Genomic DNA, 26,635 nt, shown 5'->3' with positions numbered 1-26,635 from the left:
GGGGCTAGGCCCACTCGGCGGAGCGGACCAGGATGCACCCGGAATCCGGGCAGAAGACGATGTCGTCCTCGGCTGCGGCCTTGATCTCGGCGAGGTCACCGGGGCTCAGCTGCATGCCGGATCCTTCGGAGGTGCCGTGGAAGAGCCGGGCCGCGCCGACGCCGCGCTTGGCGAGCGTCTTCTCGTAGACGGCGAGCATTCCCGCGTCCAGTCCCTCGGCGAACTCGGCACGCTGGCCGCGCACCACGGTCATCTCCGCGGCCACTTCGGCGAGCTGTTCGTCCAGTTCGGCGCGGATGGTGCCAAAGGAACCCTGGATATCGTCAACGATCTGCTGCTGGCTGGCCTGGCGCAGGCGCAGCGAATCCAGCCGCTCCAGGACCTCGAGTTCAACGTCCTCAAGATCCGAGCGGCGCTTGTTCAGGGACGCGATGTCGCGCTGCAGGGCCACGAGGTCCTTGGACAGCCCGGTGCCGCTGTTGAGCCTGGCCTCGTCTCGTTCGATCCGGGAGGCGACCTGCTCGACGTCGGCCTCGGCGCGCTTGAGTTCCAGTTCGGCGTCGTGCACCGCCACCTTCGCGGCCCCGAGTTCTCCGTTGGCCACACTGAGTGCAGCCTCCAGGTCGGTGATCCGGGAGTCGCTTTCAAGGCTGCGGCGGCGGTTGGAGAGGGACTTGAGCCTGGCATCGAGTCCCTGCAATTCGAGCAACTTCAACTGTTCCGCCGGTGCTGCCTTGGCCACTATTTCCTCCGCTTGTTCACTTACCGGCCGGAGCCGGGCACCGTACCGGCGCTCCCTAGACTCTAGTCGCCGCCCGGAGTCAGAATGAAGTCCCAGGGGTCGCTGTTGGTGCTGCTGACCCGGATTTCAATGTCGTGGCCCTGGTCGGTCAGCACATTCCCCAAGGCCTCGGCGGCCGCCGGCAGCCACAGCCACTCGCTCGCAAAGTGCGAGACGTCGATCAGGTACGGCCGGTCATTGACGGCAGCCTCGCGGGCCTCCGACGCCGGATGGTGGCGCAGGTCCGCGGTCAGGTAGACGTCGGCGTTGCTCGCGCGGACCTCGTTGAACAGCGAGTCGCCCGCGCCGCCGCACAGGGCCACACGTCGCACCAGGCCGTCCCGGTCGCCGGAAACACGGACGCCGCCGGCCACGGAGGGAAGGATGCCGAAGACCCGCGCGGCGAAGTCCCCCAGCGTCTGGACGTCGGCGAGGTCCCCGACCCGGCCGATCCCTTCCTCCGGAAGGCCGTTCGCGGCCGGCGTCAGCGGCACCACGTCCTGCAGGCCCAGCGCGTCGGCCAGTACGTCGGAGACGCCCCCGACGGCGGAATCACCGTTGGTGTGCACTGTCAGCAGTGCGGTCCCGGACTCGATCAGCCGGTGCACCGCCTTGCCCTTGGGGGTGTTGGCGGCAACGGAGGTGACGCCCTTGAGCAGCAGAGGATGGTGCGTAATGAGCAGTTCGGCGCCCCAGGCGACGGCTTCCTCGATGACTTCGAGGGTGGGGTCCACGGCGAAGAGAATCCTGCTCACCTCGGCGGACGGGTGCCCGGCCACCAGGCCTACCTCGTCCCACTCCTCCGCCAGCGATTCGGGCCAGAGCTCCTCGACGGCCAGCAGGATCATGCCCAGCGTGGCAGCCTCGCCGGTGCGGGTAGCTTCGTCGGGCTGCGCTGAAACGTCGGTGTTCTCAGGTTCCATAACCTCATTTTTACCCTATCCGCGGTGCCAGCCACCCCTGCCGGGAGTCCCGGATGCTGGCGGAATGCCGGGTTCGGGAATGATCCGGGCCCTTCGTCCATTGAACAGGACATGAGAACTTTCGTCCTCGGCGGGGGCTGCTTCTGGTGCCTCGACGCCGTCTATCAAAAGACCAAGGGTGTCAGCTCGGTCGTCTCCGGCTACACCGGAGGCCACGACCGCAACCCCGACTACTACAGCGTGTGCTCCGGCACCACCGGCCATGCCGAGGTGGTGGCGGTGACCTTCGACGAGGAGGTGATCCCGGCCGAGGTCATCCTGGACATGTTCTTCGCCCTGCACGATCCCACGACGCTGAACCGGCAGGGTTACGACGTCGGCACCCAGTACCGGTCCTCGATGTTCTACGAGACCACTGAGGAGAAGATCCTTTTCGAGGAAGCGATCGGCCGGAACCAGGAGCTGTGGTCGGACCCGATCGTCACCGAGGTGAGCCGCCTGCCGGTCTTCCACGTGGCGGAGGATTTCCACCAGGACTACTACGCGAAGTACCCCGAACAGGGCTACTGCCAGGTGATCATCAACCCGAAGCTGGCGAAGGCCAGGAAATATTACTCTGCATGGCTTAATGCTTAGCTAGGGCCTGAGCGCCCTCGTTACGCTGACCTTAGAATTCCTCCTCACAGATAGGCACACCTACCCATGGCACGGATCTATGACGATGTTACCCAGCTGGTCGGCGGCACCCCGCTGGTCCGCCTCAACCGGCTGAGCGAAGGCCTGGACGCCACGGTGGCGGTCAAGCTGGAGTTCTACAACCCGGCCAACAGCGTCAAGGACCGGATCGGCGTCGCCATCATCGACGCCGCGGAGAAGTCCGGTGCACTCAAGCCCGGCGGGACCATCGTCGAGGGAACCTCCGGCAACACGGGCATCGCCCTGGCCATGGTCGGCGCCGCCCGCGGCTACAAGGTCATCCTCACCATGCCCGAGACCATGTCCACGGAACGCCGCGTCATGCTCCGCGCCTACGGCGCAGAAATTGTGCTGACCCCCGGTTCCGAGGGCATGCGCGGAGCCGTGGAGAAGGCCCAGGAGATCGTCGCCAACACGGAGAACTCCATCTGGGCGCAGCAGTTCGCCAACGAGGCCAACCCCGAGGTGCACCGCCGCACCACCGCCGAGGAAATCTGGTCGGACACCGACGGCAAGGTGGACATCTTCGTCGCCGGCGTCGGCACCGGCGGAACCGTCACCGGTGTCGGCCAGGTACTCAAGGAGCGCAAGCCCGACGTGCAGATCATCGCCGTCGAGCCCAAGGACTCCCCCATCCTCAACGGCGGCGCCCCGGGCCCGCACAAGATCCAGGGCCTCGGCGCCAACTTCGTGCCGGAAATCCTGGACACCAACGTCTACGACGAGGTCATTGACGCCACCCTGGAGGACTCGGTCCGCGTGGCCCGCGAGCTGGGCGTCAAGGAAGGCATCCTCGGCGGCATCTCCTCCGGCGCGATCGTCTGGGCGGCCCTGGAGCTCGCGAAGCGCCCGGAGAACGCCGGTAAGCTGATTGTTGCCATTGTCTGCGACTTCGGGGAGCGCTACATCTCCACCGTGCTGTACGACGACATCCGCGGCTAAGCCCAGCCCTGTCCCAAGATTTCGTAGAAAGGTCTTTGTGAGCTTCTTCGCAAGACTGAAGGAAGACCTCGACGCCGCCCGGTCCCACGACCCGGCGGCGCGCGGTTCTTTCGAAAACTTCTTTGCCTACTCCGGCCTGCACGCGATCTGGGCGCACCGCCTGACGCACCGGCTCTGGCAGAACCCTTCGCTGCGCTTCCCTGCGCGGCTGATCTCCCAGCTGGCCCGCTTCCTGACCGGCATCGAGATCCACCCCGGCGCCACGATCGGCCGCCGCTTCTTCATCGACCATGGCATGGGCGTTGTGATCGGCGAAACCGCCGAGATCGGCGAGGATGTCATGATCTACCACGGTGTCACGCTCGGCGGCCGTTCGCTCGCAAAGATCAAGCGGCACCCCACCATCGAGGACCGCGTCGTCATCGGCGCCGGAGCCAAGGTCTTGGGCCCCATCACGATCGGCCGGGACAGCGCCATCGGCGCCAACGCCGTCGTAGTCAAGGACGCCCCGGCCGAATCGATCCTGACCGGAGTGCCCGCCACCTGGCGGCACCGCGACGCCCAGCGCGAAACCAAACCCGCCGTCGACCCGGCCGAGTACCTGATCGAGTACCGCATCTAAAGCACGCAGTCATAAAGACAGCGGCCGGCGGCCCCAAAACGGGGCCGCCGGCCGCTGTCGTTAACCGGTCTGGATTAGTGCGTGTCCACTGCCGAGATCTCGGACTTGTCCTCGCCCCAGAGGGTGTGGAAGGTGCCCTCGGTGTCGATGCGGCCGTAGGTGTGTGCACCGAAGAGGTCGCGCTGGCCCTGGATCACGGCGGCCGGGAGGCGCTTGCGCCGCAGGCCGTCGTAGTACGCCAGCGAGGAGGAGAACACCGGCACCGGGATGCCCAGCTGCACCGCGGTGGCCACCACGCGCCGCCAGGCCGGGAGGACCTCGGCGATCGCCTTGGTGAAGGCCGGCGCGAACAGCAGGTTCGCCGGCTTCTCGTCCGCGGCGTAGGCCTTGGTGATCTCCTTCAGCAGCTCTGCGCGGATGATGCAGCCGCCGCGCCACAGCGAGGCGATCTCGTCCAGCTTGAGGTCCCAACCGTATTCCTTGGCGGCGGAGGTGAGCATGTCCAGGCCCTGCGCGTAGGAGACCAGCTTGGAGGCGTACAGTGCCTGCCGGACGTCCTCGACGAAAGTCTCGGGGACCTCGACGGCGGCCTCGCCGCCGGCCAGCAGCTCCTGGGCCAGCTTGCGCTGCTCCGCCTGCGAGGACAGCGCGCGGGCGAAGACCGATTCGGCGATGCCGGAAGTCGGGGAACCCAGTTCAAGGGCGGAGATGACCGTCCAACGGCCGGTGCCCTTCTGGCCGGCGGCATCCACCACGACGTCGACGAACGGCTTGCCGGTCTTGGCATCGACGTGGCCGAGGACTTCGGCGGAGATTTCGATCAGGAAGGAGGCGAGCTCGCCCTTGTTCCATTCGGCGAAAATCTTTGCCTGCTCGGCCGGCTCAATGCCCGCGCCGGAGCGCAGCAGGTCGAAGGCCTCGCCGATGACCTGCATGTCGGCGTATTCGATGCCGTTGTGCACCATCTTGACGAAGTGGCCGGCGCCGTCGGTGCCGATCCAGGCGCAGCAGGGCTGGCCGTCGACGTGGGCTGCGATCTTTTCCAGCAGCGGGCCGAGCGCCTCGTAGGACTCCTTGGAGCCGCCGGGCATGATCGAGGGGCCGTTGAGCGCGCCTTCCTCGCCGCCGGAGACGCCGATACCGACGAAGTGGAGGTCCTTCTTCGCGAGGGCGGCCTCGCGGCGGCGGGTGTCCTCGTAGTGCGAGTTGCCGGCATCGATGATGATGTCGCCGGCCTCCAGCAGCGGCTCGAGCTGTTCGATCACGGAGTCCACCGGCTTGCCGGCCTTGACCATGATCAGCACGCGGCGCGGCTTCTCCAGCGAGTCGACGAGTTCCTGCAGCGTTTCGGTGCGGACGAAGTCGCCGTCCTGGCCGTGCTTTTCGAGGAGCGCGTCGGTTTTCTCCACGGAACGGTTGTGCAGGGCAACGGTGAAGCCGTTACGGGCCAGGTTCCGGGCCAGGTTGGCCCCCATCACCGCAAGGCCGGTGACACCGATGTGTGCTGACATCAAAACTCCAATTCATTCTGTGCATCGAGTGCAGTTCGTCCCGCAGTTGCTGCGGAACACGCTTCTTGGGATCAGTGGCTGTCAATAAACCATATGTATTTCCGCTGACTGCAGGAAAGCAGCGCCCACGTGGCGGAATACGGCGCGTCACAAACAGTCTATGATTTTCGGCGGCCACTGCGCCTGTAGCCCCGGGATTGCGGCCTGCGCCACTATGCTTACGACTATGTCGACCAGCCTGCATCACCGCGCCATCGAGCATCTGGGAGCCCGCATCGTCGCTGGCGAGCTCCCCGCCGGCCATGTCATGCTGGCCGAGCACCTCGAGGATGAGCTGAAGGTCTCCCGCTCGGTGGTCCGCGAGGCGGTGCGCGTGCTGCAGTCCCTGGGGCTGGTCGAGACCATCAAACGTGTCGGCATCCGGGTGCTCCCCGCCAGCCGCTGGAATCCCTTCGATCCGCTCGTGATCCGCTGGCGCCTGGCCGGCGAGGGCCGCGGCGCCCAGCTGCGCTCCCTGGCCGAGCTGCGCACCGCGGTGGAGCCGGTGGCCGCCGAACTGGCGGCCGGCAACGCCCCGGATGAACTCCGCAGCCGGCTGGTGGAAATCTCCCACGCCATGCGGGAGGCGGGCGTGGCCGGCGACGTGCCTCGGTTCCTCGAGCTGGACATCCAGTTCCATTCCCTGCTGTTGACCGGTTCCGGCAACGAAATGTTCGCCAACATGGTGGGCCAGGTGGCCGAGACACTGACCGGCCGCACCGTCCACGGTCTGATGCCGGACCATCCGAGGGCCTCCGCGCTGCAGTGGCACGTGGACGTGGCGGAGGCGATTGCGGCCGGCGACGGCGTGGCCGCCCGCGAGGCCTCCAACAAGATCATGCGCGAGACAATCGCGGACATGGAACCCAGCTGGAAGGACCAGCCCCGCGTCTTCGTCCCGGTCCAGCCCCGCTAGTCCGCCCGCACGGCAGCGGCACGGCTTCCGATAGACAGCCGCGGGGCCCGGATTAGTCCCGTCGATGGTCAAATTCAACCGCTAGGCGTTTCACATTTGGACGCATTCACGGTATATTTCTAACAAGCCTTCCACCGCGGCATCCCCCAATAGTCGCGGTGGAAGGCTTTTCCATTGCCCGCAGGCTTTTCCATTGCCCGGAGGCTTTTCCATTGCCCGCAGGCTTTTCCATTGCGCGGAAGCTTTTGCCGCGGGTGAGCGCTGGTCAGGCGGCGTCCGCCACCGCGTCCCGGAGCCGCCAGCCTCCGCCGAGGCCGTCCCGGATGATTTCCATCGTAGTTAGGGCCGATCCGCTGTTCCGGCCCAGCCTGGCCTGGACCTGCCACACCTCGACATCGACCCGGCTCAGTCCCTTCGGCATCCGGCGCTCGGCCTCCCACCAGCTCACGCGCTCAAACCACCGCACGGGTTCCGCGCCAACCACCCATTCGCGGCCACCGCGGACCACGGCCCGCGGATGTCCGTCAGGGCCGGTTTTTACGATCACATGTTCCATGCCGGTGACGGTACGGACAGGCACCGACATTTTGGTGCAGTCCGGACTTGGATGGCCGACAGCGCATGGGCAGCGGGGCCGCGCTCCACTACCAGGCGTTTGCGGATTCGAACTCCGTCTGGTGCTGCTCCTTGCAGTAAGGGACCCGGGAATCCGGAACAGGAATCCCGCATAGCCGGCATTTTGTAGCCCAAAACCTGGCAAAAAAAGAACGTAAACCTAACAAGTCGCCCCCCAAATAAGTAAGATAACAATATCACTTAGCTTATTATCGGTTCGGAATCCCCCACTCCCTGCTGGGCCGGGGCGCCCCCTGCCGACCCCCGCGGCGAGCAGTGGCCCTCGGGGCCAGCAGCGTAGCGCCCGCGCGTTGCCAACCGATTTGTGAGCACACAGATAGTTCCGGCTACTTTTGGGCGCGGGAATAGTGCAGGACACAGCACATGGAGAGCAAAAAACCCCGCCGCGGCGGGCGTTTAGGCCTGCCGCGACGGGGTTTTCCTTGGTGGGTCCTACCGGGATCGAACCGATGACATCCACGGTGTAAACGTGGCGCTCTACCAGCTGAGCTAAAGACCCAAGATGCTGTTTCCGCACTTCAGTGCGTCCACCAACGAACAATGACTCTACCCGAAACGGCGCCGGAAACGCCAATCGCCGGCCGGACCGGAACGCCTCACAGTGAGGGGAGCTCCGCGGCGAGCCAGGTCAGCGATTCGCTGACGCCTGCCTCCAGCTTGATGGTGGCCAGGTCATCGCCGCGGGTCTGCCCACGATTGATGATCACCACCGCCTTGCCTTGCTTGGCGGCGTGCCGGACGAACCGCAGTCCGCTCATCACGGTCAGGGAGGAACCGGCCACCAGCAGGGCCGCGGCGTCGTCCACCATGGCGTAGGAGCGCTCAACCCGGTCCTTGGGCACGTTCTCGCCAAAGTAGACAAAGTCGGGTTTCAGTGTGCCGCCGCAGGCCGGGCAGTTGGCGACGACGAAACCCGCGATCAGCTCCGAATCTTCCACGGTAGCGTCGGCGTCGGGGGCCATTTCCACGACACCGGCGGCGAGTGCTTCCGTCAGGAAGTCAGGGTTGAGTTCCTCCAGCACGCCGGCCAGCAACGAGCGGCTGTAGCGGCGATGGCAGGCCAGGCAGACCACCCGGTCGAAGCGGCCATGCAGGTCCACCACGTTGACGCTCCCGGCGTCCTCGTGCAGCCGGTCCACGTTCTGGGTGATCAGGCCGGTGAGGAGCCCGCGGTGCTCGAGTCGGGCGGCGGCCGCATGGCCGTCGTTAGGATCGGCGCGGCGCAGATGGGACCAGCCGATGTGGTTCCGCGCCCAGTAGCGACGGCGGTTCTCGGGGTCGCCAATGAATTCCTGGTAGGTCATCGGCGCCCGCGGAGCCGCCCCGGGGCCCCGGTAATCCGGGATGCCCGAATCCGTGCTGAGCCCGGCGCCGGTGAGCAACGCGAAGCGCTCCCCCGCGAGGACGCCGTGGATTTCCCGCAGGACCTCGAGTTCGCTCCGCGCCGGTTCGGCGGCAACGACCGGCGGCAGGCTGGCAAAGCCAGTCATGCCGACGCCGGGTCGCCGCTGCCGCATCGCGCCTGTCCCCGTCAGTTCCCTGCGAGCCCCGCCAGGGCGGCGCGGTACTCGGTGAAATCCCGGGCCTGGCCGCGGGGGTTCACCACGACGTAGCGGACCATACCGCGGGCGTCGATGATGAAGGTGCCGCGCTTGGCCATGCCGCTGTCGGGGTCAAAGACGCCATAGCGCTCGGCCACGGCACCGTGCGGCCAGAAGTCCGCCAGGAGGTCGAAGGAGTAACCCTCCTTTTCCGCGTAGGCGCGCTGCGCGAACTTGCTGTCCACCGAAACCCCCAGCACGGCGGCGTCGGCGTCCTCGAAGAGCGCAAGGTTGTCCCGGATTTCGCAAAGTTCGCCCGTACAAATGCCGGAGAACGCGAACGGGAAGAACACGAGGACCACATTGCGTCCGCGCAGTTCCGACAGCCGGACCGGCTCGCCGAACTGGTTGACCAGCTCAAAGTCGGGGGCGGGCTGGCCGACCGCCGGCACGGCGGTTGCCAGCGCCACTCCTGCGCCGGGTTGGGTCACTTGTTTTTCCGCGTGACCAGCCGGGTGGCGCTCCACTCCTTGGAGACGCCAGCGGACGTGGTGTAGTGCAGGCCTGCGGTGGGCGCGGCATCCTGGATGTCGGCCGGCGAGACGTAGCCCACCCGGCCGTTCTTCGGGGTGAGCACCCAGACCACGCCGCCCTCGGTCAGGGTGGTGCGCGAGCCGACCAGGGTGTCAACGAGGTCCCCGTCGTCGGACCGCCACCAGAGGATCACGGCGTCGACCACCTCATGGTCGTCCTCGTCGAAGAGTTCCGAGCCGGTGAGGTCCTCGATGTCGTCGCGCAAGTCGAAGTCGACGTCGTCGTCATAACCGAATTCTTGAATCAGATCTCCATTTTTGAAACCCAATTTTTCCGCCACATTTACCGAAGTGGCGGCGTCGGCCTCGCTCACGTGTTGCTCCTATGCTGTTTGTACTTCTTGGTGTACTGCTTGGTGGACCCAATGGTGCTAGTGATTTCCATTACTACAAGCCAACACCCTTTGGGCCTTTGCTTCAAGCTGCTAACGCCGCGATCCGCCATATTCTGCGTCACACCGGCCGTTCCGCGGGCCCCGGAGGGGGTCCACGTCACAGAACCAGTATGCCCGTGAAATACGGCGGTGGCCCCATAGGACAGCTACGCATCCGCGGACTGACACGGCTAGAGTGGCTGATGACGACTTTGCCTGCGCGGACAACCGACCGCTAATACAGGCAGGCATGGTTGTGATTGGACCTAGCCCGGCGTACAGGACCGGGCTGCTGTTACCGATATGTCGCACACGTCGCGTTCACGCCAGGCAGTTACCCTGCCGGAGCTGAGGGTGCCGATGAATGCGCTCAAAGAGAGGTTGGACGTGGCTGCAGGAGAAGATACCTCCCATATCCTCAGCGGGTTGACTAACCAGCTGCCTGATCGTGATCCGGAAGAGACCGCCGAATGGCTGGAGTCCCTGGACACCCTGATTCAGGAACAGGGCACCGAGCGTGCCCAATACATCATGCGGAGCCTGCTCCAGCGGGCCGGCGCGCAGAGCGTGGGCGTGCCGATGGTGACCACCACCGACTACGTCAACACCATCCCGGTGGACCAGGAAGCGCCGTTCCCCGGCGATGAAGAGATCGAACGTAAGTACCGCGCCTGGTTGCGCTGGAACGCCGCCGTCATGGTGCACCGCTCCCAGCGTCCCGAGATCGGCGTCGGTGGCCACATTTCCACCTACGCCGGTGCGGCGACCCTCTACGAGGTCGGCTTCAACCACTTCTTCCGCGGCAAGGACCACCCCGGCGGCGGCGACCAGGTCTTCTTCCAGGGCCACGCCTCCCCCGGCATGTACGCCCGCGCTTTCATGGAAGGCCGGCTGACCGAGGAGGACCTGGACGGCTTCCGCCAGGAGAAGTCCAAGGAGGGCCACGCCCTCTCCAGCTACCCGCACCCGCGCCTCATGCCGGAGTTCTGGGAGTTCCCCACCGTGTCCATGGGCATCGGCCCGATGAACGCCATCTACCAGGCGCAGTCGAACCGCTACCTGCACAACCGCGGCATCAAGGACACCTCGGACCAGCAGGTCTGGGCGTTCCTGGGCGACGGCGAAATGGACGAGCCGGAGTCCCGCGGCCTGCTGCAGCTCGCCGCGAACGACAAGCTGGACAACCTCAACTTCGTCATCAACTGCAACCTGCAGCGCCTCGACGGCCCGGTCCGCGGCAACGGCAAGATCATGCAGGAGCTCGAGGCGTTCTTCCGCGGCGCCGGTTGGAACGTCATCAAGGTCGTCTGGGGCCGCGAGTGGGACAACCTGCTCGCCAAGGACGAAGACGGCTCGCTCGTGAAGATCATGAATGAGACGGTCGACGGCGACTACCAGACGTACAAGGCCGAATCCGGCGGGTTCGTCCGCGAGCACTTCTTCGGCAAGACCCCGCAGACCAAGGACATGGTCGCGGACATGACGGACCAGGAGATCTGGAACCTCAAGCGCGGCGGCCACGACTACAACAAGGTCTACGCCGCGTACAAGGCCGCCACCGAGTTCAAGGGCAAGCCGACGGTCATCCTGGCCCACACGGTCAAGGGCTACGGCCTGGGCACCCACTTCGAGGGCCGCAACGCGACCCACCAGATGAAGAAGCTCACGCTGGCGGACCTGAAGGCCTTCCGCGACCACCTGCGCATTCCGGTCACGGACGAGCAGCTCGAGGCCGACCCGTACCAGCCGCCGTACTACCACCCCGGCGCCGACGCCCCGGAGATCCAGTACCTGATGGAACGCCGCCGCGCCCTCGGCGGGTTCGTCCCCGAGCGCCGCTCCAAGCACACCGACGTCACCCTGCCGGGCGACAAGGCGTACGAGGTCGCCAACCGCGGTTCCGGCAAGCAGCAGGCCGCCACCACCATGGCGTTCGTCCGGCTGCTCAAGGACCTGATGCGGGACAAGGACTTCGGCTCCCGGATCGTGCCGATCATCCCCGATGAGGCACGCACCTTCGGCATGGACGCGTTCTTCCCGACGGCGAAGATCTACAACCCGAACGGCCAGAACTACCTGTCCGTGGACCGCGACCTCGTCCTGGCCTACAAGGAATCCATTGCCGGCCAGATCGTGCACGCCGGCATCAACGAGGCCGGTTCGGTCGCCGCCTTCACCGCGGCGGGCACGTCCTACGCCACGCACGGCGAACCGCTGATCCCGATCTATGTTTTCTACTCGATGTTCGGTTTCCAGCGCACCGGCGACTCCTTCTGGGCCGCCGCCGACCAGATGACCCGCGGGTTCATCATCGGCGCGACCGCCGGACGGACCACGCTGACCGGCGAGGGCCTGCAGCACGCCGACGGCCACTCCCCGATCCTGGCCTCGACCAACCCGGCCGTCGTCACCTACGACCCGGCCTACGGTTACGAGATCGGCGTCATCATGCGTGATGGCCTGAACCGGATGTATGGTCCGGGCCCGGCGGACAACGACCCGGCCCGGAACCTGATGTACTACATCACGGTTTACAACGAGCCGATCGTCCAGCCGCCGGCACCCGCCGAGCTCGACGTCGAGGGCATCATCAAGGGCATCTACCTGCTGGCACCGGCCAAGATCGACGGCCCGCGCACCCAGATCCTGGCCTCCGGTGTGTCCGTCCCCTGGGCCCTCGAAGCCCAGCGGCTCCTCGCCGAGGACTGGGGCGTCTCCGCCGATGTCTGGTCCGTGACCTCCTGGACCGAACTGCGCCGCGACGCCATGGCCGCCGAGGAAGACGCCTTCCTCAACCCGGGCCAGCCGGCCCGCGTCCCGTTCGTCACCGAACAGCTCGCCGGCGCCACCGGCCCGATCGTGGCGGTCTCGGACTACATGAAGGCCGTTCCGGACCAGATCCGCCAGTTCATCCCGAACGAGTTCGCCTCGCTCGGCGCTGACGGCTTCGGCTTCTCGGACACCCGCGCCGCCGCTCGCCGCTTCTTCAAGAACGACATCCACTCGATCGTGGTCCGTTCCCTGCAGATGCTGGCCCGCCGCGGCGAGGTCGACGCCCAGGCCCCGGCCCAGGCAATCGAGAAGTACCGCCTGCTCAACGTCAACGCCGGCACCACCGGCAACGCGGGCGGCGACTCTTAGTCACCAAAGCGAACGCACGACGGCGGTTCCCACCTTCGGGTGGGGGCCGCCGTCGGGCGTTTAAGCCTGTGACGCAGCCCAAAGGGACTTGTAGCCTTTGCACAAATGGAGCTTGGACGGCGGGCACCGTATGCTCGATGCATGGCAGAGCCCACCACCACTCCCGCAAAACGCAAGCCGTCCGTGCGGGCGCTCACCCCGGAGAAGGCCGAGACGCTGAAGAAGCTCCGGGCCAGCGTGGGCCAGCTGTCCACCACGACCCTGCGGCAGCTGGAGAAATCACTGCCCTGGTACAGCCGGCTGAACTCCGATGAGCGCTCCGCCCTGGGCATGGTCGCGCAGAACGGCATTGCCGCTTTTGTCACCTGGTTCGAGCGGCCCAGCTCTCCGTCCTGGATCCTCTCCGATGTCTTTGGCACCGCCCCCACCGAGCTGACCCGCTCGATCAGCCTGCAGAAGGCGCTGCAGCTGATCCGGATCGTCGTGGAGGTGGTCGAGGAGCAGGTGCCGATCATCGCCCCGGAAGCCGACCAGGCCGGCCTGCGCGAGGCCGTGCTGCGCTACTCCCGCGAGGTGGCCTTCGCCGCGGCCGACGTCTACGCCCGCGCCGCCGAGACCCGCGGTTCCTGGGACACCCGGCTGGAGGCGCTGATTGTCGACGCGATCCTGCGCGGCGAAAACACCGACGCGCTGCGCTCCCGGATCGCCGCCTTGGGCTGGAAAGCCCAGGAACGCTTCACCGTGATGGTGGGGAATTCCCCGTCGGAACCCAGCGCCAGCTACGTCAGCGAACTCCGCCGCACGGCCGGGCGCTTCGCCGAGGACGCCCTCGTCGGGATCCAGGGCGACCGGCTGATCCTGATCCTGGGCGGCGTGCAGGACCGCGAAACGGCCTGCCAGAAACTCAGCGAGCTCTTCGCCCCGGGGCCGGTGGTCTACGGCGCCGAGGCCGGATCCCTGCTGGAGGCCAGCAGCTCCGCTCAGTCCGCCTTCGCCGGCCTGACCGCAGCCAAGGCGTGGCCCTCCGCGCCGCGTCCCGTGGCTGCCGATGACCTCCTGCCCGAGCGCGTGATCTCCGGTGACGACGCGGCCCGGCGTTCCCTGGTCAAGAACATTTACCGGCCGCTGGTCGCGGCGTCCAACGGCCTCGTGGAGACCCTCGGGACCTACCTCGAACTCGGCCACTCGCTTGAAGCGACCGCCCGCGAGCTTTTCGTCCACGCCAACACCGTGCGCTACCGGCTCAAGCGTGTCTGCGACGTCACGGGCTGGGATCCGTTGATCCCCCGGGAGGCTTTTGTGCTCCAGGCGGCGCTCGTGGTGGGCCGGCTCTCGGCCCCGCCCAGGCCCTCCGCGGAACGCCAGCCGTCGCGCAACAACTCCTGACCCGTTGTAGACTTCCTACAATCTGACCCAGTGAGCTTGGTGCATGAGAGTACCGATGAATCACGCGGCAATTTGGAAAGCTGGATACGTGCTTGCAATCGTTTGCCCTGGACAGGGCTCCCAGACCCCTGGTTTTCTGGCCCCCTGGCTGGAACTGCCTCCCGTCGCAGGCCATTTGGCCTCCCTTAGCGAAATAGCAGGTATCGACCTCACCGCCCACGGAACCACTTCCGATGAGGAGACCATCAAGGACACCGCCGTCGCGCAGCCCCTGATCGTCGCCGCCGGACTCGTGGCCGCCAAGTCGCTCTTCGACGTCGAACTGGGCACCCTCCCGGTCATCCTCGCCGGACACTCGGTCGGCGAAATCACCGCCTCCGCCCTGGCCGGTGTCCTGACCGAGACCGAAGCGATGACCTTTGTCCGCGAACGCGCCAACGGCATGGCCGCGGCCGCCGCGGCCACCCCCACCGGCATGAGCGCAGTCGTGGGCGGGGACCCCGCCGAAGTCCTGGCCGCGATCGAGGCCTGCGGCCTCACCCCGGCCAACGTCAACGGCGCCGGCCAGACCGTCGCGGCCGGCACCCTGGAGCAGCTGAAGGCCCTCGCCGACAATCCCCCGGCCAAGGCCCGAGTGATCCCGCTGAAAGTCGCCGGCGCGTTCCACACCTCGCACATGTCCCCCGCGGTCGCCGCGCTGCAGGCCCTCCGGCCCTCGCTGCACCCGCGGAACCCGCAGGTCCCGCTACTGTCCAACTTCGACGGCGCGGAGGTCACCGACGGCGGTGCCGCCGTCGACAGCCTGATTGCCCAGGTCTCCCGCCCGGTCCGCTGGGATCTCTGCATGGAGACCCTCGTGAAGCGCGGCGTGACCGGAGTGATCGAACTGGCCCCGGCCGGGACGCTGGCCGGCCTGGCCAAGCGCGGCATGCCCGGCGTGAAGACCGTCACCGTCAAGACCCCGGATGACCTTTCCGCCGCCTTGGCCCTATTCGCAGAACTGGAGGGAGGGGAATGAGCGCTCCTACTCTGAAGCAGGCTCCCCTGCAGGAAAACACCCGGGTGATGGGCGTCGGCGCGTACCGGCCCAGCGTCATCGTCACCAACGAGGACGTTTGCCAGTGGATCGACTCCTCGGACGAGTGGATCCGGCAGCGCACCGGCATCATCACCCGCCACCGGGCCCCCGCCGACGTCAGCGTGATCGACATGGCCGAGGGCGCGTCCCGCGAGGCCCTGCAAAAGGCCGGCATTGAGGCCTCCGAGCTCGGCGCGGTAATTGTCTCCACCGTCACCCACCCGTATGCGACGCCCTCGGCCGCCGCAAGCCTGGCCGACCGCCTCGGCGCCACCCCGGCACCGGCGTTCGACATCTCCGCCGCCTGCGCCGGCTACTGCTACGGCATCGCCCAGGCCGACGCCCTGGTCCGCTCCGGCGCGGCCAAGTACGTGCTCGTGGTCGGTGCGGAGAAACTCTCCGACGTCATCGACAACACCGAGCGCACCATCTCCTTCCTGCTCGGCGACGGCGCCGGCGCGGTCGTCATCGGCCCCTCCGACACCCCGGGCATCGGCCCCTCGGTATGGGGTTCGGACGGCAGCAAGTGGGACGCCATCGGCATGACCCACTCGATGCTGGACATCCGCGACTTCGCCGCCGCCGGCAAGCGCGACGCCGCCCTCAGCGAGGGCGAGGCCGCCGTCACCGAGGCGGCCCTGTGGCCCACGCTGCGGCAGGACGGCCAGACGGTGTTCCGTTGGGCGGTCTGGGAAATGGCCAAGGTGGCCCAGCAGGCCCTCGACGCCGCCGGGATCAAGGCCGAGGACCTCGCGGCCTTCATCCCGCACCAGGCCAACATGCGGATCATCGATGAGATGGCCAAGAAGCTCAAGCTTCCGGAGACCGTCAAGGTCGCCCGGGATATCGCCGAAGCAGGCAACACCTCGGCAGCCTCCATCCCCCTCGCCACCCACCGCTTGCTTCAGGAAAACCCTGAACTGAGCGGCGGACTGGCCCTGCAGATCGGGTTCGGAGCCGGACTTGTCTTCGGCGCCCAGGTGATTGTGCTTCCGTAGGCGGCCACCGCACTTCCCTAGCTGAACGCATTCCTCAACAGCACGGATTCCCAACCAAGCCGAACCCTCGGTTTGAATCATTTCGCCCGACGTTCCCGGAACAACCACCGGAAGCCGACGGCAACAACAAGAAAAGGAGCCATCAATGGCTAACAACGAAGAGATCCTGGCCGGCCTGGCTGAAATCGTCAACGAAGAGACCGGCCTGGCCCCCGAGGCTGTCGAGCTGGACAAGTCCTTCACCGAGGACCTGGACATCGACTCCATCTCCATGATGACCATCGTGGTCAACGCCGAGGAAAAGTTCGGCGTGCGCATCCCGGACGAAGAGGTCAAGAACCTCAAGACCGTCGGCGACGCCGTCAGCTTCATCGCCAACGCCCAGGCCTAATTTCGCCTGCGCCTTGGCTCCGGCCGGCAACGACCGGACCTGTGGCCGGCAACGGCCGGACCTGTGGCCGGTCCGGGACGCTTCGACAGCGTCCCGGACCGGAACACCACAGTTCAATCCCTGATTTCTGCATGACCACCGAGTTTTCCCTACGCAGGCCCCGGCCGCCTTCACCAGGTTCCGGATACGGCAGGCGCACCGACAGAGAGTGATCCCATGGCACGCAAAGTAGTCATTACCGGTCTGGGTGCCACCACACCCATTGGCGGCGATGTCCCCACGATGTGGAAGAACGCGCTGAAGGGCGTCTCCGGCGCGCACACGCTTGAGGACGACTGGGTGGCCAAGTACGAGCTGCCCGTGCACTTCGCTGCTCGGGCCTCCACCCCCGCCACCGAGGTCCTGAGCCGCGTCGAGGCCAAGCGCATGGACCCGTCCACGCAGTTCGCCGTTGTCGCCTCCCGCGAGGCATGGGCCGACGCCGGCATCACCGACATCGACCATGACCGCCTGGCCGTCGCCTTCGCCACCGGCATCGGCGGCGTCTGGACCCTCCTGGACGCCTGGGACACGCTGCGCGAAAAGGGGCCCCGCCGTGTCCTCCCCATGACCGTGCCCATGCTGATGCCCAACGGCCCCGCCGCGGCCGTCAGCCTGGACCTCGGCGCCCGTGCCGGCGCCCACACCCCCGTCTCCGCCTGCGCGTCCGGAACCGAAGCCGTGCACATGGGCCTGGACCTGATCCGCTCCGGCAAGGCCGACGTCGTCGTCTGCGGCGGCGCCGAAGCCGCCATCCACCCGATGCCGATCGCCGCGTTCGCCTCGATGCAGGCGCTGTCCCGCCGCAACGACGATCCCGAGCATGCCTCGCGCCCCTACGACCGCGACCGCGACGGCTTCGTGATGGGCGAAGGCGCCGGCGCTCTGGTGCTCGAGGCCGAGGAGCACGCCCTCGCCCGCGGCGCCCGAATCTACGCCGAACTCGCCGGCACCTCGGTAACCGCCGACGCGTACCACATCACGGCCCCGGACCCGGAGGGCCTCGGCGCCACCCGCGCCCTGAAGGCGGCCATGTTCGACGGCCGCATCCAGGCCGAGGACGTGGTGCACGTCAATGCGCACGCCACCTCCACCCCGGTCGGCGACAAGCCCGAGTACACCGCCCTCAAGGCCGCCCTCGGCAGCCACGTGGATAACGTGGCCGTCTCCGCCACCAAGTCGCAGATGGGCCACCTGCTGGGTGCCTCCGGTGCGGTGGAGGCCGTACTGACCGTCATGGCCGTATACGACCGCAAGGCGCCCGTGACGATCAACCTCGAGAACCAGGATCCGGAGATCCCGCTCGACATCGTCACCTCCGAGCGCGCCCTGCCCGGCGGCAGCATCGTGGCACTGAGCAACTCGTTCGGCTTCGGCGGCCACAACGCCGTCATCGCCGTCCGCAGCGTCTAACCCGCCGGGGCCCGCTCAACTGGGCCTCCACGCCGAAATGACAGATGGCGGCAATGTTCCTAGTGAACATTGCCGCCATCTGTCATTTGGCGTTGCTATGGAGTGTGGTGCGGTACGTCCAGGGTCGTGGGAAGAGCCCCAGAGTGGCTAGCCGACCTGGTGGAGCCAGCGTACGGGGGCGCCTTCGGCGGCGTGCCGGAAGGGTTCGAGTTCCTCGTCCCAGGCCTCGCCGAGGGCCAGCGAGAGCTCATGGTAGACCGCGGAAGGGTCGCCGGCGCCGGATTCGTAGGCGTAGCGGATGCGGTCCTCGGAGACCATGATGTTGCCGTGCACGTCCGTGACGGCGTGGAAGATGCCGAGTTCCGGGGTGTGCGACCAGCGTCCCCCGTCGACGCCCTGGCTGGGTTCCTCGGTGACCTCGTAGCGCAGGTGAGCCCAGCCGCGCAGCGCAGACGCCAACTGAGCCCCCGTGCCCGGTGTTCCGGTCCACGACAGCTCGGCCCGGAACATTCCGGGCGCAGCGGGCTGGGCAGTCCACTCAAGGTCCGTGCGCTTGTCCACGACAGACCCAATGGCCCACTCAACGTGGGGGCACAGGGCGGTCGGGGCCGAGTGTACGAACAGGACACCGCGGGTTAGTGCAACAGACATTCCATCCTCCATAGCTATAGGTACGTCTTCCCCAACGACCTCTGCCTGGATGCCTGTCTGCTGCGTGGATCCGCGTGCGGGGCTCTCGCCCCTGCCAGACTATTCAGTTTCTTCGAAACAACAATACGCAAAAAATATGTCCGGATCTCAGGTGGTAAATCGATGCTTAAGCGGTTCAAGCACCACTTGAAAGTTGCCGGGCGTGAGTCTCATTGTGCCGTACCCCGCCTAATTACGCCAGTGCAATTCGGCGCGTCGCTCCCGGCGAGTCGTTCCGGCTTTGCTAATGGTCCACAGGTGCCGTTGACACGCCCCGGAGGGGGCCCCGGGAGCCCTGATGGCCCAGGTCGCGGCGCCGTGCCGGACGGCGGCCGGTCAAGCCCGCGGATGCGCCTGCTGGTAGCTTCTCCGGAGCCGGTCCACGGAGACGTGGGTGTAGATCTGGGTGGTTGCCAGGCTGCTGTGCCCCAGGATTTCCTGCACCGCGCGGAGGTCCGCCCCGCCGTCGAGCAGGTGGGTTGCCGCCGAGTGCCGCAGTGCGTGCGGACCCGTGGCCGAGGTGTCCCCCAGCCCGTCCAGCAGCCCCTTGACGACGCTGCGGACCTGCCGCTGGTCCACCCGCTTTCCGCGCGCCCCGAGGAAGAGCGCCGGGCCGGAGCCGTCCGCCGCCAGGGCCGGGCGTCCACGGCGCAGCCAGTCGTCGACGGCGACCGCGGCCGGGAGGCCGTAGGGAACCGTCCGCTCCTTGTTGCCCTTGCCGAGCACCCGCAGGGTCCGGCGGTCCGGGTCGAGATCGTCGATGTCCAGGCCGGCCAGCTCGCCGACGCGGACGCCCGTGGCGTAGAGCAGCTCCAGCATGGCGCGGTTGCGCAGGGCCAGCGGCTCCCCTTCCGCGGCGGCCGACTCGGCTCCGGCCACCAGCCGCTGCACCTGCCCCTGCTGCAGCACGCCGGGCAGGGACTTCTCCCGTTTCGGGGCCTTCAGCCGCAGGGCGGGGTCGGCGGCGATGAGCTCCTCGCGGACGGCCCACGCGGTGAAGGCCCGCGCGGTGGCCGCGCGCCGGGCCAGCGTGGCCCGTGACATCCCGGCTTCGCTCTGGGTGCCAAGCCAGCGCCGCAGTGTGCCGAGTTCCAGGTGTGCCAGATCCTCCGCGCCCTCCGAGACCGCATGCGCCAACAGGCTTCCGACGTCGGAAAGGTAGGCGCGGACGGTGTGGGCGGAGCGGCCCCGCTCAGCCTCCAGATACCGGCCGAAGCCGTGGGCGGCCGCAGCGAGCGCTGGGGGAAGTTGCTGTGTTGACACCCTCCCACTCTCCCAGCAACTTGGCCGGCGCCAGCGCAGCCCGGCGGCGCGCCGCCAACGCCCGCGTGCTTGCTCCGCACCATGCTGGAAGTCGCGGCGCGGGGCGGCATGGCGTTTTGCCCCCGGGCGGTGATGCGCCACCGAGCTGGTACATCGCGTCAGCCCGCCTTGGCGGAGCGCTTCCAGCCGCCCCGGTGGGATTCGGCCAGGCCCAGCAGTCCGAGCCGCCCAAGACCAGCCCTGACCGATTCCGGGCTCAGCCCGGCGACCACGGAAAGCTTCTCAACCGTGCTGGTGATCCGCAGCGGAAGGGCGTCCAGGAGAATGAGGTCCTCAAGGGTCAGCCCGTCGTGGGCCTCGGCCCGGCCCGCCTTGACCTCCGGCAGCGCCTCGCCGCTCGGCGAGGCCAGTTCCGCGATCTCGGCCGCGTCCGTGACGCACACTGCGCCGCCTTCGCGCAGCAACCGGTGGCAGCCGGCCGAGTTGGCACTGTGCACCGAGCCCGGCACCGCGCCGACCGCCCTGCCCAGGGTCTCGGCATGGTGGGCGGTGTTGAGCGCCCCGGATCTCCACCGGGCTTCGACCACCACCGTGACGGCGGCCAGCGCGGCGATGAGCCTGTTGCGTTGCAGGAAGCGGTACCGTGTGGGGGCAGAACCCGGCGGGACCTCGGCCAGCACGGCGCCCTGGTTGGCCACCGCACGGAGCAGATCCTCATTGCCCGCGGGGTAGAACCGGTCCACTCCCCCTGCCATGACGGCGATAGTTGGCAGGCCCGCGGCGGCCCCGGCCAGGGCGGCCCGATGGGCGTGGGCGTCAATCCCGTAGGCTCCGCCGGAGATGATCGTGAAGCCCCGCTGGGCCAGCCCATAAGCGAGGTCACCCGTTACTGCAGAGCCGTAGGCTGTGCTGTCGCGGGAGCCCACCAGCGCAATGGCTTTGTGAACTCGCGGCAACTCCTGTTCCACGCCCCGCCACCAGAGGCAGAGCGGCTCCTGCAGCCCCAGGTCCGCGAGCTGGCCGGGCCACGAGTTGTCCGCCGGGATAATCAGGCGGCCGCCGAGGCGTTGCATGGTCGCCAGGTCGCGCTCCGGCGCCAGGTCGGGTACCCGTGGTGCCCAGCGCTTCAGTGCCATGCCCAGGCCGGTCCAGCCGCCGCCGGCGCCGTTCTGCTCCAGCACCTGGGACAGTTCCTGCTCCAGCCTCGGGCCAGCCGGCAGTTGCCCGGTGGCGATCCGCAGCGCATCCTCCGCCCCGGCAACCCGGACGAGCGCCAGGCCGGCGGCGTCCTGGGGTTCCAGAAGCCTGGACAGCGCCGCCCGGGCGGTCCTTTCGTTCTGTGTCATGGTGCTGCTCTCTCTCCTCTTCCGGTGCTGCTGAGATGCTGATAGCGGGGCGTGGCGGGATGGGACAGCTCGGCGCCGTCACGCGGCAGCCGATGCGGATTGCCGAAGATTCAGCGCTTGACCGATGTCATCCGCGTCCGGCCCGTCGCGGCCGGAGAGATCCGCAAGGGTCCACGCCAGACGCAGCACCCGGTCATAGCCGCGGGCCGTCAGGGCGCCGCGTTCCAGCGCATGGTCGAGGATCCGCGTTGTCGGTCCCGAGAGCCGCAGGGGGCCGCGGAGCACCCGTCCGGGAACCTGCGAGTTCGTTTCCAGTCCGAGCGGCCGGAGCCGGTCCAGCTGGCGCTCCCGGGCGGCGCGCACCCTGGCGGCGATGTCGGCCGTGGCCTCTTCGGCCCGGGGCTGGCCGAAGTCTGCGAGTGCGACGCGCTCGACCTCCAGCTGGATGTCGACCCGGTCCAGCAGCGGCCCCGACATCCGAGCGAGATAACGGCGCCGCATCATCGGGGTGCAGGTGCAGTCCACGCCCTTTCCGGAGGCTTTGCCGCAGGGACAGGGGTTGGCGGCGAGGACCAGCTGGAACCGGGCCGGGTAGGCAGCGGTGCCCGCCGAGCGGTGGATGACCAGTTCGCCGCTTTCGAGTGGCTGCCGGAGTGCGTCGAGGACCCGGCGCTCGTATTCGGGGGCTTCATCGAGAAACAACACGCCACGGTGAGCCCTCGACGCCGCGCCGGGCCGAGGCAATCCGGATCCTCCGCCGATAATGGCAGCCGCGGTGGCGGTGTGGTGCGGATTCTCGTAGGGCGGCCGCCGCAGCAGCGTGACGGAAGCCGAGGTGAGCGAACTGAGGGAATGAATGGCCGTCACCTCCATGGCTTCCCGGTCACCGAGATCAGGGAGCAACCCGGGCAGGCGCTCTGCCAGCATGGTCTTGCCTGCCCCGGGCGGGCCGGTGAACAGCACGTGATGGGCTCCGGCGGCGGCCACTTCCAGGGCCCGGCGACCGTCAGACTGGCCGGAGACGTCGCACATATCCGGCGCCAGGCCGGCCGGGGCCGTCCCGTCGACGTCGTCGGCATCCGCGGTGTCCGGCTCGAAGTCCAGGGCAAGGTCCTGCGGGTCCGCGCCGAAATCGAACGCCAGCCTGGCCAGGGTACGGTAGCCGCGGACCCTGGCGCCGGGCACCAGTTCTGCTTCGGCGGCGTTGGCTTGGGCCACCACAACGTCGGGATACCCCGCCTGAACAGCCGCCATCACGGCCGGCAGAATGCCGCGGACCGGACGCAGCCGCCCGTCCAGGCCAAGTTCGGCGATGAAGACATGGCGTCCGGTGGAGCGCACGTCGTTGGCGGCCAGCAGCACCGCCATGGCGATGGAGAGGTCGAATCCGGAGCCGCGCTTGGGCAGCGACGCCGGAATGAGGTTCGCGGTGATCTTACGGCGGCTGAGCGGTATTCCGGAGTTCTGCGCCGCAGACCGAATCCGTTCCTTGGCCTCATTCAGCGAGGCATCCGGCAGGCCGAGGATCACGAACGCGGGCAGGGTCTGGCCGATGTCGGCCTCGACCTCGACGATGTAGCCGTTCAGGCCGACCAGCGCCACCGAATAGGTCCGTCCCAGCGCCATCTACCCCACCCCTCTGAGGTGTTCGATGGCCGGGGAACCGGTCCCGTCGTCGACCACGGCGATGACGTCTACGCGGCGCAGCGGCATCCGCAGCTCATGGTCCCGGCACCAGGCCGAGGCCAGCCGGTGCAGCCGGGCGAGCTTGTCCACGCCCACGGCTTCGAACGGGTGCCCGTAGGCGAGGGATCTTCGGGTCTTGACCTCGGCGATGACCAGGGCGTCGCCGTCGAGCGCGACGATATCGATTTCACCCTCGGGGCAACGCCAGTTGCGGTCAACAATCCGCATCCCCTGGGCTTCGATAAAGCCGGCGGCGAGTTCCTCGCCGCGCCGGCCCAGCATGTCCTTAGCTCTCATGCCTCCAGCGTGGATCGCAGGGCGGCCAGCACGCGGACAAAAATTCGGCTATGTGGGTAACTTCAGGTCACGCGAGGCAGGAATCAGTTGCCCAGGCCCTCGACCTTGGGCAGGGCGAGCTCCTCGCTGCGCGGGAGTTCCTCGACGTTGACGTCTTTGAAAGTGATGACGCGGACGCTCTTGACGAACCGGGCGGAGCGGTAGACATCCCACACCCAGGCGTCCTGCAGGGTCAGGTCGAAGTAGACCTCGCCGTCGGCGCTGCGCGCTTGCAGGTCCACGTGGTTGGCCAGGTAGAAACGCCGTTCGGTCTCGACCACATAGCTGAACAGCCCGACGACGTCGCGGTATTCGCGGTAGAGCTGTAGCTCCATGTCGGTCTCATAGTTTTCAAGGTCCTCGGCACTCATGGTTCCATCTTGCACCATCGGGCGCCGGGCGCGCGCCACCGCTCAGTCGCCGAGCAGTTGCCAGCTCACCCGGTGGTACGGCGTGGGGCCGGCGGCGCGGAGGGCCTCCTTGTGCGCAGCGGTGCCGTAGCCCTTGTTCTCGTTCCAGCCGAACGCCGGGTACTCGGTGTGCAGGACAGCCATCTGCCGGTCACGTTCGACCTTGGCCAGCACGGATGCGGCGGCCACGCTGAGGCACTGCATGTCGGCCTTGACCAGGGTGTGGACCGGCGCGTCACAGCCCGGCTCCTCGGGGCCCTCGTCGAACAGCGAGGCCTGCGCCACGGGTGAGAGCCAGTTGTGGCTGCCGTCCAGGAGCACCACGTCCGGTGTCACACCGGCGGCCAGCACCGCGAACCAGGCACGGTTGCCGGCGAGCCGGAGCGCGCCGATGATCCCCAGCGCGTCGATTTCCGCCGCGCTGGCGTGCCCCACGGCCGAGGCGACGCTCCAGCTGCGCACCAGCGGTTCGAGCCGTTCCCGGTCCGCGACCTTGAGCAGCTTACTGTCCCGCACGTCGGCGAGCAGCTTCTGCTTATGCAGGTCCACGACGGCGATTCCGACGCTGACGGGTCCGGCCAGGGCACCACGTCCCACCTCGTCGATCCCGGCGAGCAGCCGCGCGCCGGAGCCACGGAAGCGGCGCTCGTAGTCGAGGGTTGGAGCTTCGGACACTGCTGTCCCTACTTCTTCACCGGAGCCGGGACGCCGCGGAACACGTCCGGATAGTTGTCCAGCGACGTGATCCGGTTCAACGGCCACGCGATCACGGCCGCCTTGCCTTCGATGTCGGCCACGTCGATGAAGCCGCCGTTGCTTTCCATGTGGGCGCGCGAGTCGGCGGAGTGGTTCCGGTTGTCGCCCATGACCCAGACCTTGCCGGCAGGGACGACGACGTCGAAGTCGCGCACCTGCGGGACCTCGGCGCTGTTGACGTATTTCTCGTTCAGGGGAGCCCCGTTGACGGTGAGCCGGCCGCTGCCGTCGCAGCAGACGACGTGGTCGCCCGGCAGGCCGATGACGCGCTTGACCAGGTGCTGCTCGGAGTTGTCGGGGAGCAGGCCCACAAACGTCAGCGCATCCTGGACACCGGTCAACGGACCGGCCGGCTTCACGGCGCTCGGGACAAGCCATCCCTTGGTGTCCCGGAACACCACGACGTCCCCGCGCTCCAAGGCGATCGGCTCCGGCACCAGCAAGTTGACGAAGATCCGGTCGTTGACGTCCAGCGTGTTCATCATGGACTCGGACGGAATATAGAAAGCCCGGAACAGGAAGGTCTTGATCAGGAAAGACAGTACGACGGCGATCACCACCACCGTGGCGATCTCCTTAAGCCAGAGAAGCATCGGGTTGCGGCCCTGGCGGGCTTTAGCCTTTCGGGCACGCGCCGACGACGGTCCGGCATGTGAGGGACCGGCCAATGGGGCGCCCTCGGCCCGCTCGGGCTGCGCGGGCTGTGGGGGCGCCGAGTGCACCGGTTCAGCGTGCACCGATTCAGCGGGCACCGGCCGAGTGTCCGGCGCGTGTTCGGGCCTCGGCGCGGCGGGCAGCCGCGTCGTCGGGTGTTCGGCGCCGGGGATGGGCGAGGAGGTCACTCGGGGCTCGTCGTGCCCCCGCGGATCAGGAGTCCGGGGTCCGGTCTCGGGCATCTACTGTCCGTTCTTCATCGTCGTGGCGGCCTCGTTGGGCCGCGGAATTGCTGCAAATCTATCAAGCGGCCAGATGATCTGTACCGGGCGGCCGATCACGCGCTCCAGGGGGACCATACCGCCTCCCGGCGCGCCCAGCAGGCTGCGCGAATCGGCCGATTTCGAACGGTGGTCTCCCATCAGCCAGAGCCTGCCGTCCGGGACAATCACGTCGAACTTCAACTTACTCGGGGCGTCGCCTTCATACAGATAGCGTTCCTCAAGTTGCTGGCCGTTAACTGTGAGCCGGCCGTCCGCGCCGCAGCACACCACGCGGTCGCCAGGTAGCCCGATGACGCGCTTGACATAGGTGGTGTCGCTGCCGGTCAGGCCCAGCCAGTGGCCAGCGCCGGTCAGGACGTCAGCCGCAGGTCCTTTGCCGCTGCTGAGCGGGGCAAAAGAGCCGCGGCCGTCGAAGACCACGACGTCGCCGCGGCGGACCGGGTCGAACGCGAAGTCGGTGCGGGACACCAGGATCCTGTCACCGTCGCGGAGCAGCGGCTCCATCGACGCGGAGGGGATGAAGTAGACATCCAGCCACAGTGACCGGACCAGGCCGCTGATTGCCACGGCCAGCACCAGGCCCAGAAGCGCAAAACGCCAGCCCAGTTTCCTGGGCCGGCGTCTTGTCTGTTCCATGATCCGTGTCCTCTAACGCTTTTCTAATTGAACGGCGCAGTGGGGACGGTTCCGGCAAACACCGGAGCCCTCCGTGGACCCGCTGGAAAGTCCGAAGGACTTACTTGGCGGTCTGGAAGTCGCGCTTTTCCTTGATCTTCGCAGCCTTACCGCGCAGTGCACGCATGTAGTAAAGCTTGGCGCGGCGCACGTCACCCTTGGAGACGAGCTCGATCTTGTCGATGATCGGGGAGTGTACCGGGAAGGTACGCTCCACGCCGACGCCGAAGGAGACCTTACGGACGGTGAAGGTTTCGCGGACGCCGTCGCCCTGGCGGCCCAGGACGAAGCCCTGGAAGACCTGGACACGGGAGTTCTTGCCTTCGATGATGTTCACGTGCACCTTGATGGTGTCACCTGCGCGGAACTCGGGAACATCGTTGCGCAGCGAGGCTGCATCTACGGAATCGAGGATATGCATTGATCCACTCCTGGTGAACGCCACAGGTCATTCACGTTGGGTCACGGCGGCCAAGCCCGGGTGCTGTGCGCACCGGAAATTCCCGCCGAAAGTT

Annotated in this window: 27 protein-coding genes and 1 tRNA gene; 10 read left to right on the top strand and 18 right to left on the bottom strand. The window is 67.4% G+C overall.

Annotated elements, in window-relative coordinates:
* Positions 1-4 precede the first annotated feature (4 nt).
* Complete coding sequence (locus AC1DH3_RS04560) at positions 5-742, bottom strand: zinc ribbon domain-containing protein (RefSeq protein ID WP_476908682.1); 738 nt, start codon at positions 740-742, stop codon at positions 5-7.
* Between the two features lie 62 nt (positions 743-804).
* A complete protein-coding gene (locus tag AC1DH3_RS04555) occupies positions 805-1,704 on the bottom strand; it encodes a Nif3-like dinuclear metal center hexameric protein (protein WP_441417530.1) in 900 nt (299 codons plus the stop codon).
* 111 nt (positions 1,705-1,815) lie between these two features.
* Here AC1DH3_RS04555 and msrA point away from each other — a divergent pair, with 111 nt between their 5' ends.
* From msrA to epsC, 3 genes are all read left to right on the top strand, one after another.
* Complete coding sequence (gene msrA / locus AC1DH3_RS04550; protein WP_441417529.1) at positions 1,816-2,340, top strand: peptide-methionine (S)-S-oxide reductase MsrA; 525 nt, start codon at positions 1,816-1,818, stop codon at positions 2,338-2,340.
* 66 nt (positions 2,341-2,406) lie between these two features.
* Positions 2,407-3,342: a cysteine synthase A gene (gene cysK / locus AC1DH3_RS04545; RefSeq protein WP_441417528.1), complete on the top strand. Its 936-nt coding sequence runs from the start codon at positions 2,407-2,409 to the stop codon at positions 3,340-3,342.
* 37 nt (positions 3,343-3,379) lie between these two features.
* On the top strand, positions 3,380-3,964 hold the full coding sequence (epsC, locus tag AC1DH3_RS04540; protein ID WP_138769044.1) for a serine O-acetyltransferase EpsC: 585 nt from the start codon (positions 3,380-3,382) through the stop codon (positions 3,962-3,964).
* A 74-nt stretch (positions 3,965-4,038) separates the two neighbouring features.
* Here the strand turns inward: epsC and gndA are convergent, their stop codons facing one another.
* Complete coding sequence (gndA, locus tag AC1DH3_RS04535; RefSeq protein ID WP_476892360.1) at positions 4,039-5,475, bottom strand: NADP-dependent phosphogluconate dehydrogenase; 1,437 nt, start codon at positions 5,473-5,475, stop codon at positions 4,039-4,041.
* A 226-nt stretch (positions 5,476-5,701) separates the two neighbouring features.
* Between gndA and AC1DH3_RS04530 the strand changes: the two genes are divergently transcribed.
* The gene (locus AC1DH3_RS04530) at positions 5,702-6,430 is read left to right on the top strand and encodes a FadR/GntR family transcriptional regulator (protein ID WP_476908681.1); all 729 of its coding nucleotides are present in this window, start codon (positions 5,702-5,704) and stop codon (positions 6,428-6,430) included.
* A 265-nt stretch (positions 6,431-6,695) separates the two neighbouring features.
* Here AC1DH3_RS04530 and AC1DH3_RS04525 read toward each other — a convergent pair whose 3' ends face one another.
* From AC1DH3_RS04525 to AC1DH3_RS04505, 5 genes are all read right to left on the bottom strand, one after another.
* Positions 6,696-6,986 carry a hypothetical protein gene (locus AC1DH3_RS04525; RefSeq protein WP_441417525.1) on the bottom strand — a complete coding sequence of 97 codons (291 nt, stop codon included), beginning with the start codon at positions 6,984-6,986 and terminating at the stop codon, positions 6,696-6,698.
* Between the two features lie 503 nt (positions 6,987-7,489).
* Positions 7,490-7,565 (bottom strand) — tRNA-Val (locus AC1DH3_RS04520).
* A gap of 97 nt (positions 7,566-7,662) precedes the next feature.
* A complete protein-coding gene (locus tag AC1DH3_RS04515) occupies positions 7,663-8,583 on the bottom strand; it encodes an NAD-dependent protein deacetylase (protein WP_441417524.1) in 921 nt (306 codons plus the stop codon).
* A 14-nt stretch (positions 8,584-8,597) separates the two neighbouring features.
* On the bottom strand, positions 8,598-9,098 hold the full coding sequence (locus tag AC1DH3_RS04510; RefSeq protein ID WP_476908680.1) for a peroxiredoxin: 501 nt from the start codon (positions 9,096-9,098) through the stop codon (positions 8,598-8,600).
* The gene (locus AC1DH3_RS04505; protein ID WP_175320867.1) at positions 9,095-9,514 is read right to left on the bottom strand and encodes a DUF3052 domain-containing protein; all 420 of its coding nucleotides are present in this window, start codon (positions 9,512-9,514) and stop codon (positions 9,095-9,097) included. Before AC1DH3_RS04505 ends, AC1DH3_RS04510 begins: the two co-directional genes overlap by 4 nt.
* 420 nt (positions 9,515-9,934) lie before the next feature.
* Between AC1DH3_RS04505 and aceE the strand changes: the two genes are divergently transcribed.
* From aceE to fabF, 6 genes are all read left to right on the top strand, one after another.
* Positions 9,935-12,715: a pyruvate dehydrogenase (acetyl-transferring), homodimeric type gene (gene aceE / locus AC1DH3_RS04500; RefSeq protein WP_441417522.1), complete on the top strand. Its 2,781-nt coding sequence runs from the start codon at positions 9,935-9,937 to the stop codon at positions 12,713-12,715.
* A gap of 141 nt (positions 12,716-12,856) precedes the next feature.
* Positions 12,857-14,101 (top strand): PucR family transcriptional regulator, encoded by a 1,245-nt coding sequence (locus AC1DH3_RS04495; RefSeq protein WP_441417521.1) that lies wholly within the window; start codon positions 12,857-12,859, stop codon positions 14,099-14,101.
* Positions 14,102-14,189: 88 nt separating this feature from the next.
* Positions 14,190-15,119: an ACP S-malonyltransferase gene (locus AC1DH3_RS04490; RefSeq protein ID WP_175320864.1), complete on the top strand. Its 930-nt coding sequence runs from the start codon at positions 14,190-14,192 to the stop codon at positions 15,117-15,119.
* Complete coding sequence (locus tag AC1DH3_RS04485) at positions 15,116-16,177, top strand: beta-ketoacyl-ACP synthase III (protein WP_476908679.1); 1,062 nt, start codon at positions 15,116-15,118, stop codon at positions 16,175-16,177. Before AC1DH3_RS04490 ends, AC1DH3_RS04485 begins: the two co-directional genes overlap by 4 nt.
* A gap of 145 nt (positions 16,178-16,322) precedes the next feature.
* Positions 16,323-16,568 carry an acyl carrier protein gene (locus tag AC1DH3_RS04480; RefSeq protein ID WP_091256299.1) on the top strand — a complete coding sequence of 82 codons (246 nt, stop codon included), beginning with the start codon at positions 16,323-16,325 and terminating at the stop codon, positions 16,566-16,568.
* Positions 16,569-16,784: 216 nt separating this feature from the next.
* Positions 16,785-18,020 carry a beta-ketoacyl-ACP synthase II gene (gene fabF, locus AC1DH3_RS04475; protein WP_476908678.1) on the top strand — a complete coding sequence of 412 codons (1,236 nt, stop codon included), beginning with the start codon at positions 16,785-16,787 and terminating at the stop codon, positions 18,018-18,020.
* A 147-nt stretch (positions 18,021-18,167) separates the two neighbouring features.
* On the opposite strand, the gene AC1DH3_RS04470 is transcribed toward fabF, so the two are convergent.
* The 10 genes from AC1DH3_RS04470 to rplS all read right to left on the bottom strand — a co-directional run bounded on the left by AC1DH3_RS04470 (position 18,168) and on the right by rplS (position 26,541).
* The gene (locus AC1DH3_RS04470; protein WP_136322385.1) at positions 18,168-18,671 is read right to left on the bottom strand and encodes a DUF3145 domain-containing protein; all 504 of its coding nucleotides are present in this window, start codon (positions 18,669-18,671) and stop codon (positions 18,168-18,170) included.
* Between the two features lie 375 nt (positions 18,672-19,046).
* Positions 19,047-19,973: a tyrosine recombinase XerC gene (locus AC1DH3_RS04465; protein ID WP_476908677.1), complete on the bottom strand. Its 927-nt coding sequence runs from the start codon at positions 19,971-19,973 to the stop codon at positions 19,047-19,049.
* A 158-nt stretch (positions 19,974-20,131) separates the two neighbouring features.
* The gene (dprA, locus tag AC1DH3_RS04460; protein WP_476908676.1) at positions 20,132-21,319 is read right to left on the bottom strand and encodes a DNA-processing protein DprA; all 1,188 of its coding nucleotides are present in this window, start codon (positions 21,317-21,319) and stop codon (positions 20,132-20,134) included.
* Between the two features lie 78 nt (positions 21,320-21,397).
* Positions 21,398-22,945, bottom strand: coding sequence for a YifB family Mg chelatase-like AAA ATPase (locus AC1DH3_RS04455; protein WP_476892352.1), 1,548 nt, complete (start codon positions 22,943-22,945; stop codon positions 21,398-21,400).
* Positions 22,946-23,302: a YraN family protein gene (locus AC1DH3_RS04450; RefSeq protein WP_441417515.1), complete on the bottom strand. Its 357-nt coding sequence runs from the start codon at positions 23,300-23,302 to the stop codon at positions 22,946-22,948.
* 83 nt (positions 23,303-23,385) lie between these two features.
* Positions 23,386-23,712: a DUF2469 domain-containing protein gene (locus tag AC1DH3_RS04445; protein WP_056426737.1), complete on the bottom strand. Its 327-nt coding sequence runs from the start codon at positions 23,710-23,712 to the stop codon at positions 23,386-23,388.
* A 42-nt stretch (positions 23,713-23,754) separates the two neighbouring features.
* On the bottom strand, positions 23,755-24,426 hold the full coding sequence (locus tag AC1DH3_RS04440; protein ID WP_441417514.1) for a ribonuclease HII: 672 nt from the start codon (positions 24,424-24,426) through the stop codon (positions 23,755-23,757).
* A gap of 8 nt (positions 24,427-24,434) precedes the next feature.
* Positions 24,435-25,403: a signal peptidase I gene (lepB, locus tag AC1DH3_RS04435; RefSeq protein WP_441417513.1), complete on the bottom strand. Its 969-nt coding sequence runs from the start codon at positions 25,401-25,403 to the stop codon at positions 24,435-24,437.
* Positions 25,404-26,081 (bottom strand): signal peptidase I, encoded by a 678-nt coding sequence (lepB, locus tag AC1DH3_RS04430; RefSeq protein WP_441417512.1) that lies wholly within the window; start codon positions 26,079-26,081, stop codon positions 25,404-25,406.
* Positions 26,082-26,181: 100 nt separating this feature from the next.
* Positions 26,182-26,541: a 50S ribosomal protein L19 gene (gene rplS / locus AC1DH3_RS04425; protein ID WP_056738299.1), complete on the bottom strand. Its 360-nt coding sequence runs from the start codon at positions 26,539-26,541 to the stop codon at positions 26,182-26,184.
* Positions 26,542-26,635: the final 94 nt, after the last annotated feature.

The organism is Arthrobacter sp. 05L428, assembly GCF_056397665.1.
Note: the sequence above shows the minus strand (reverse complement) of the source record. Positions and strands in the feature narration are given on the sequence as shown.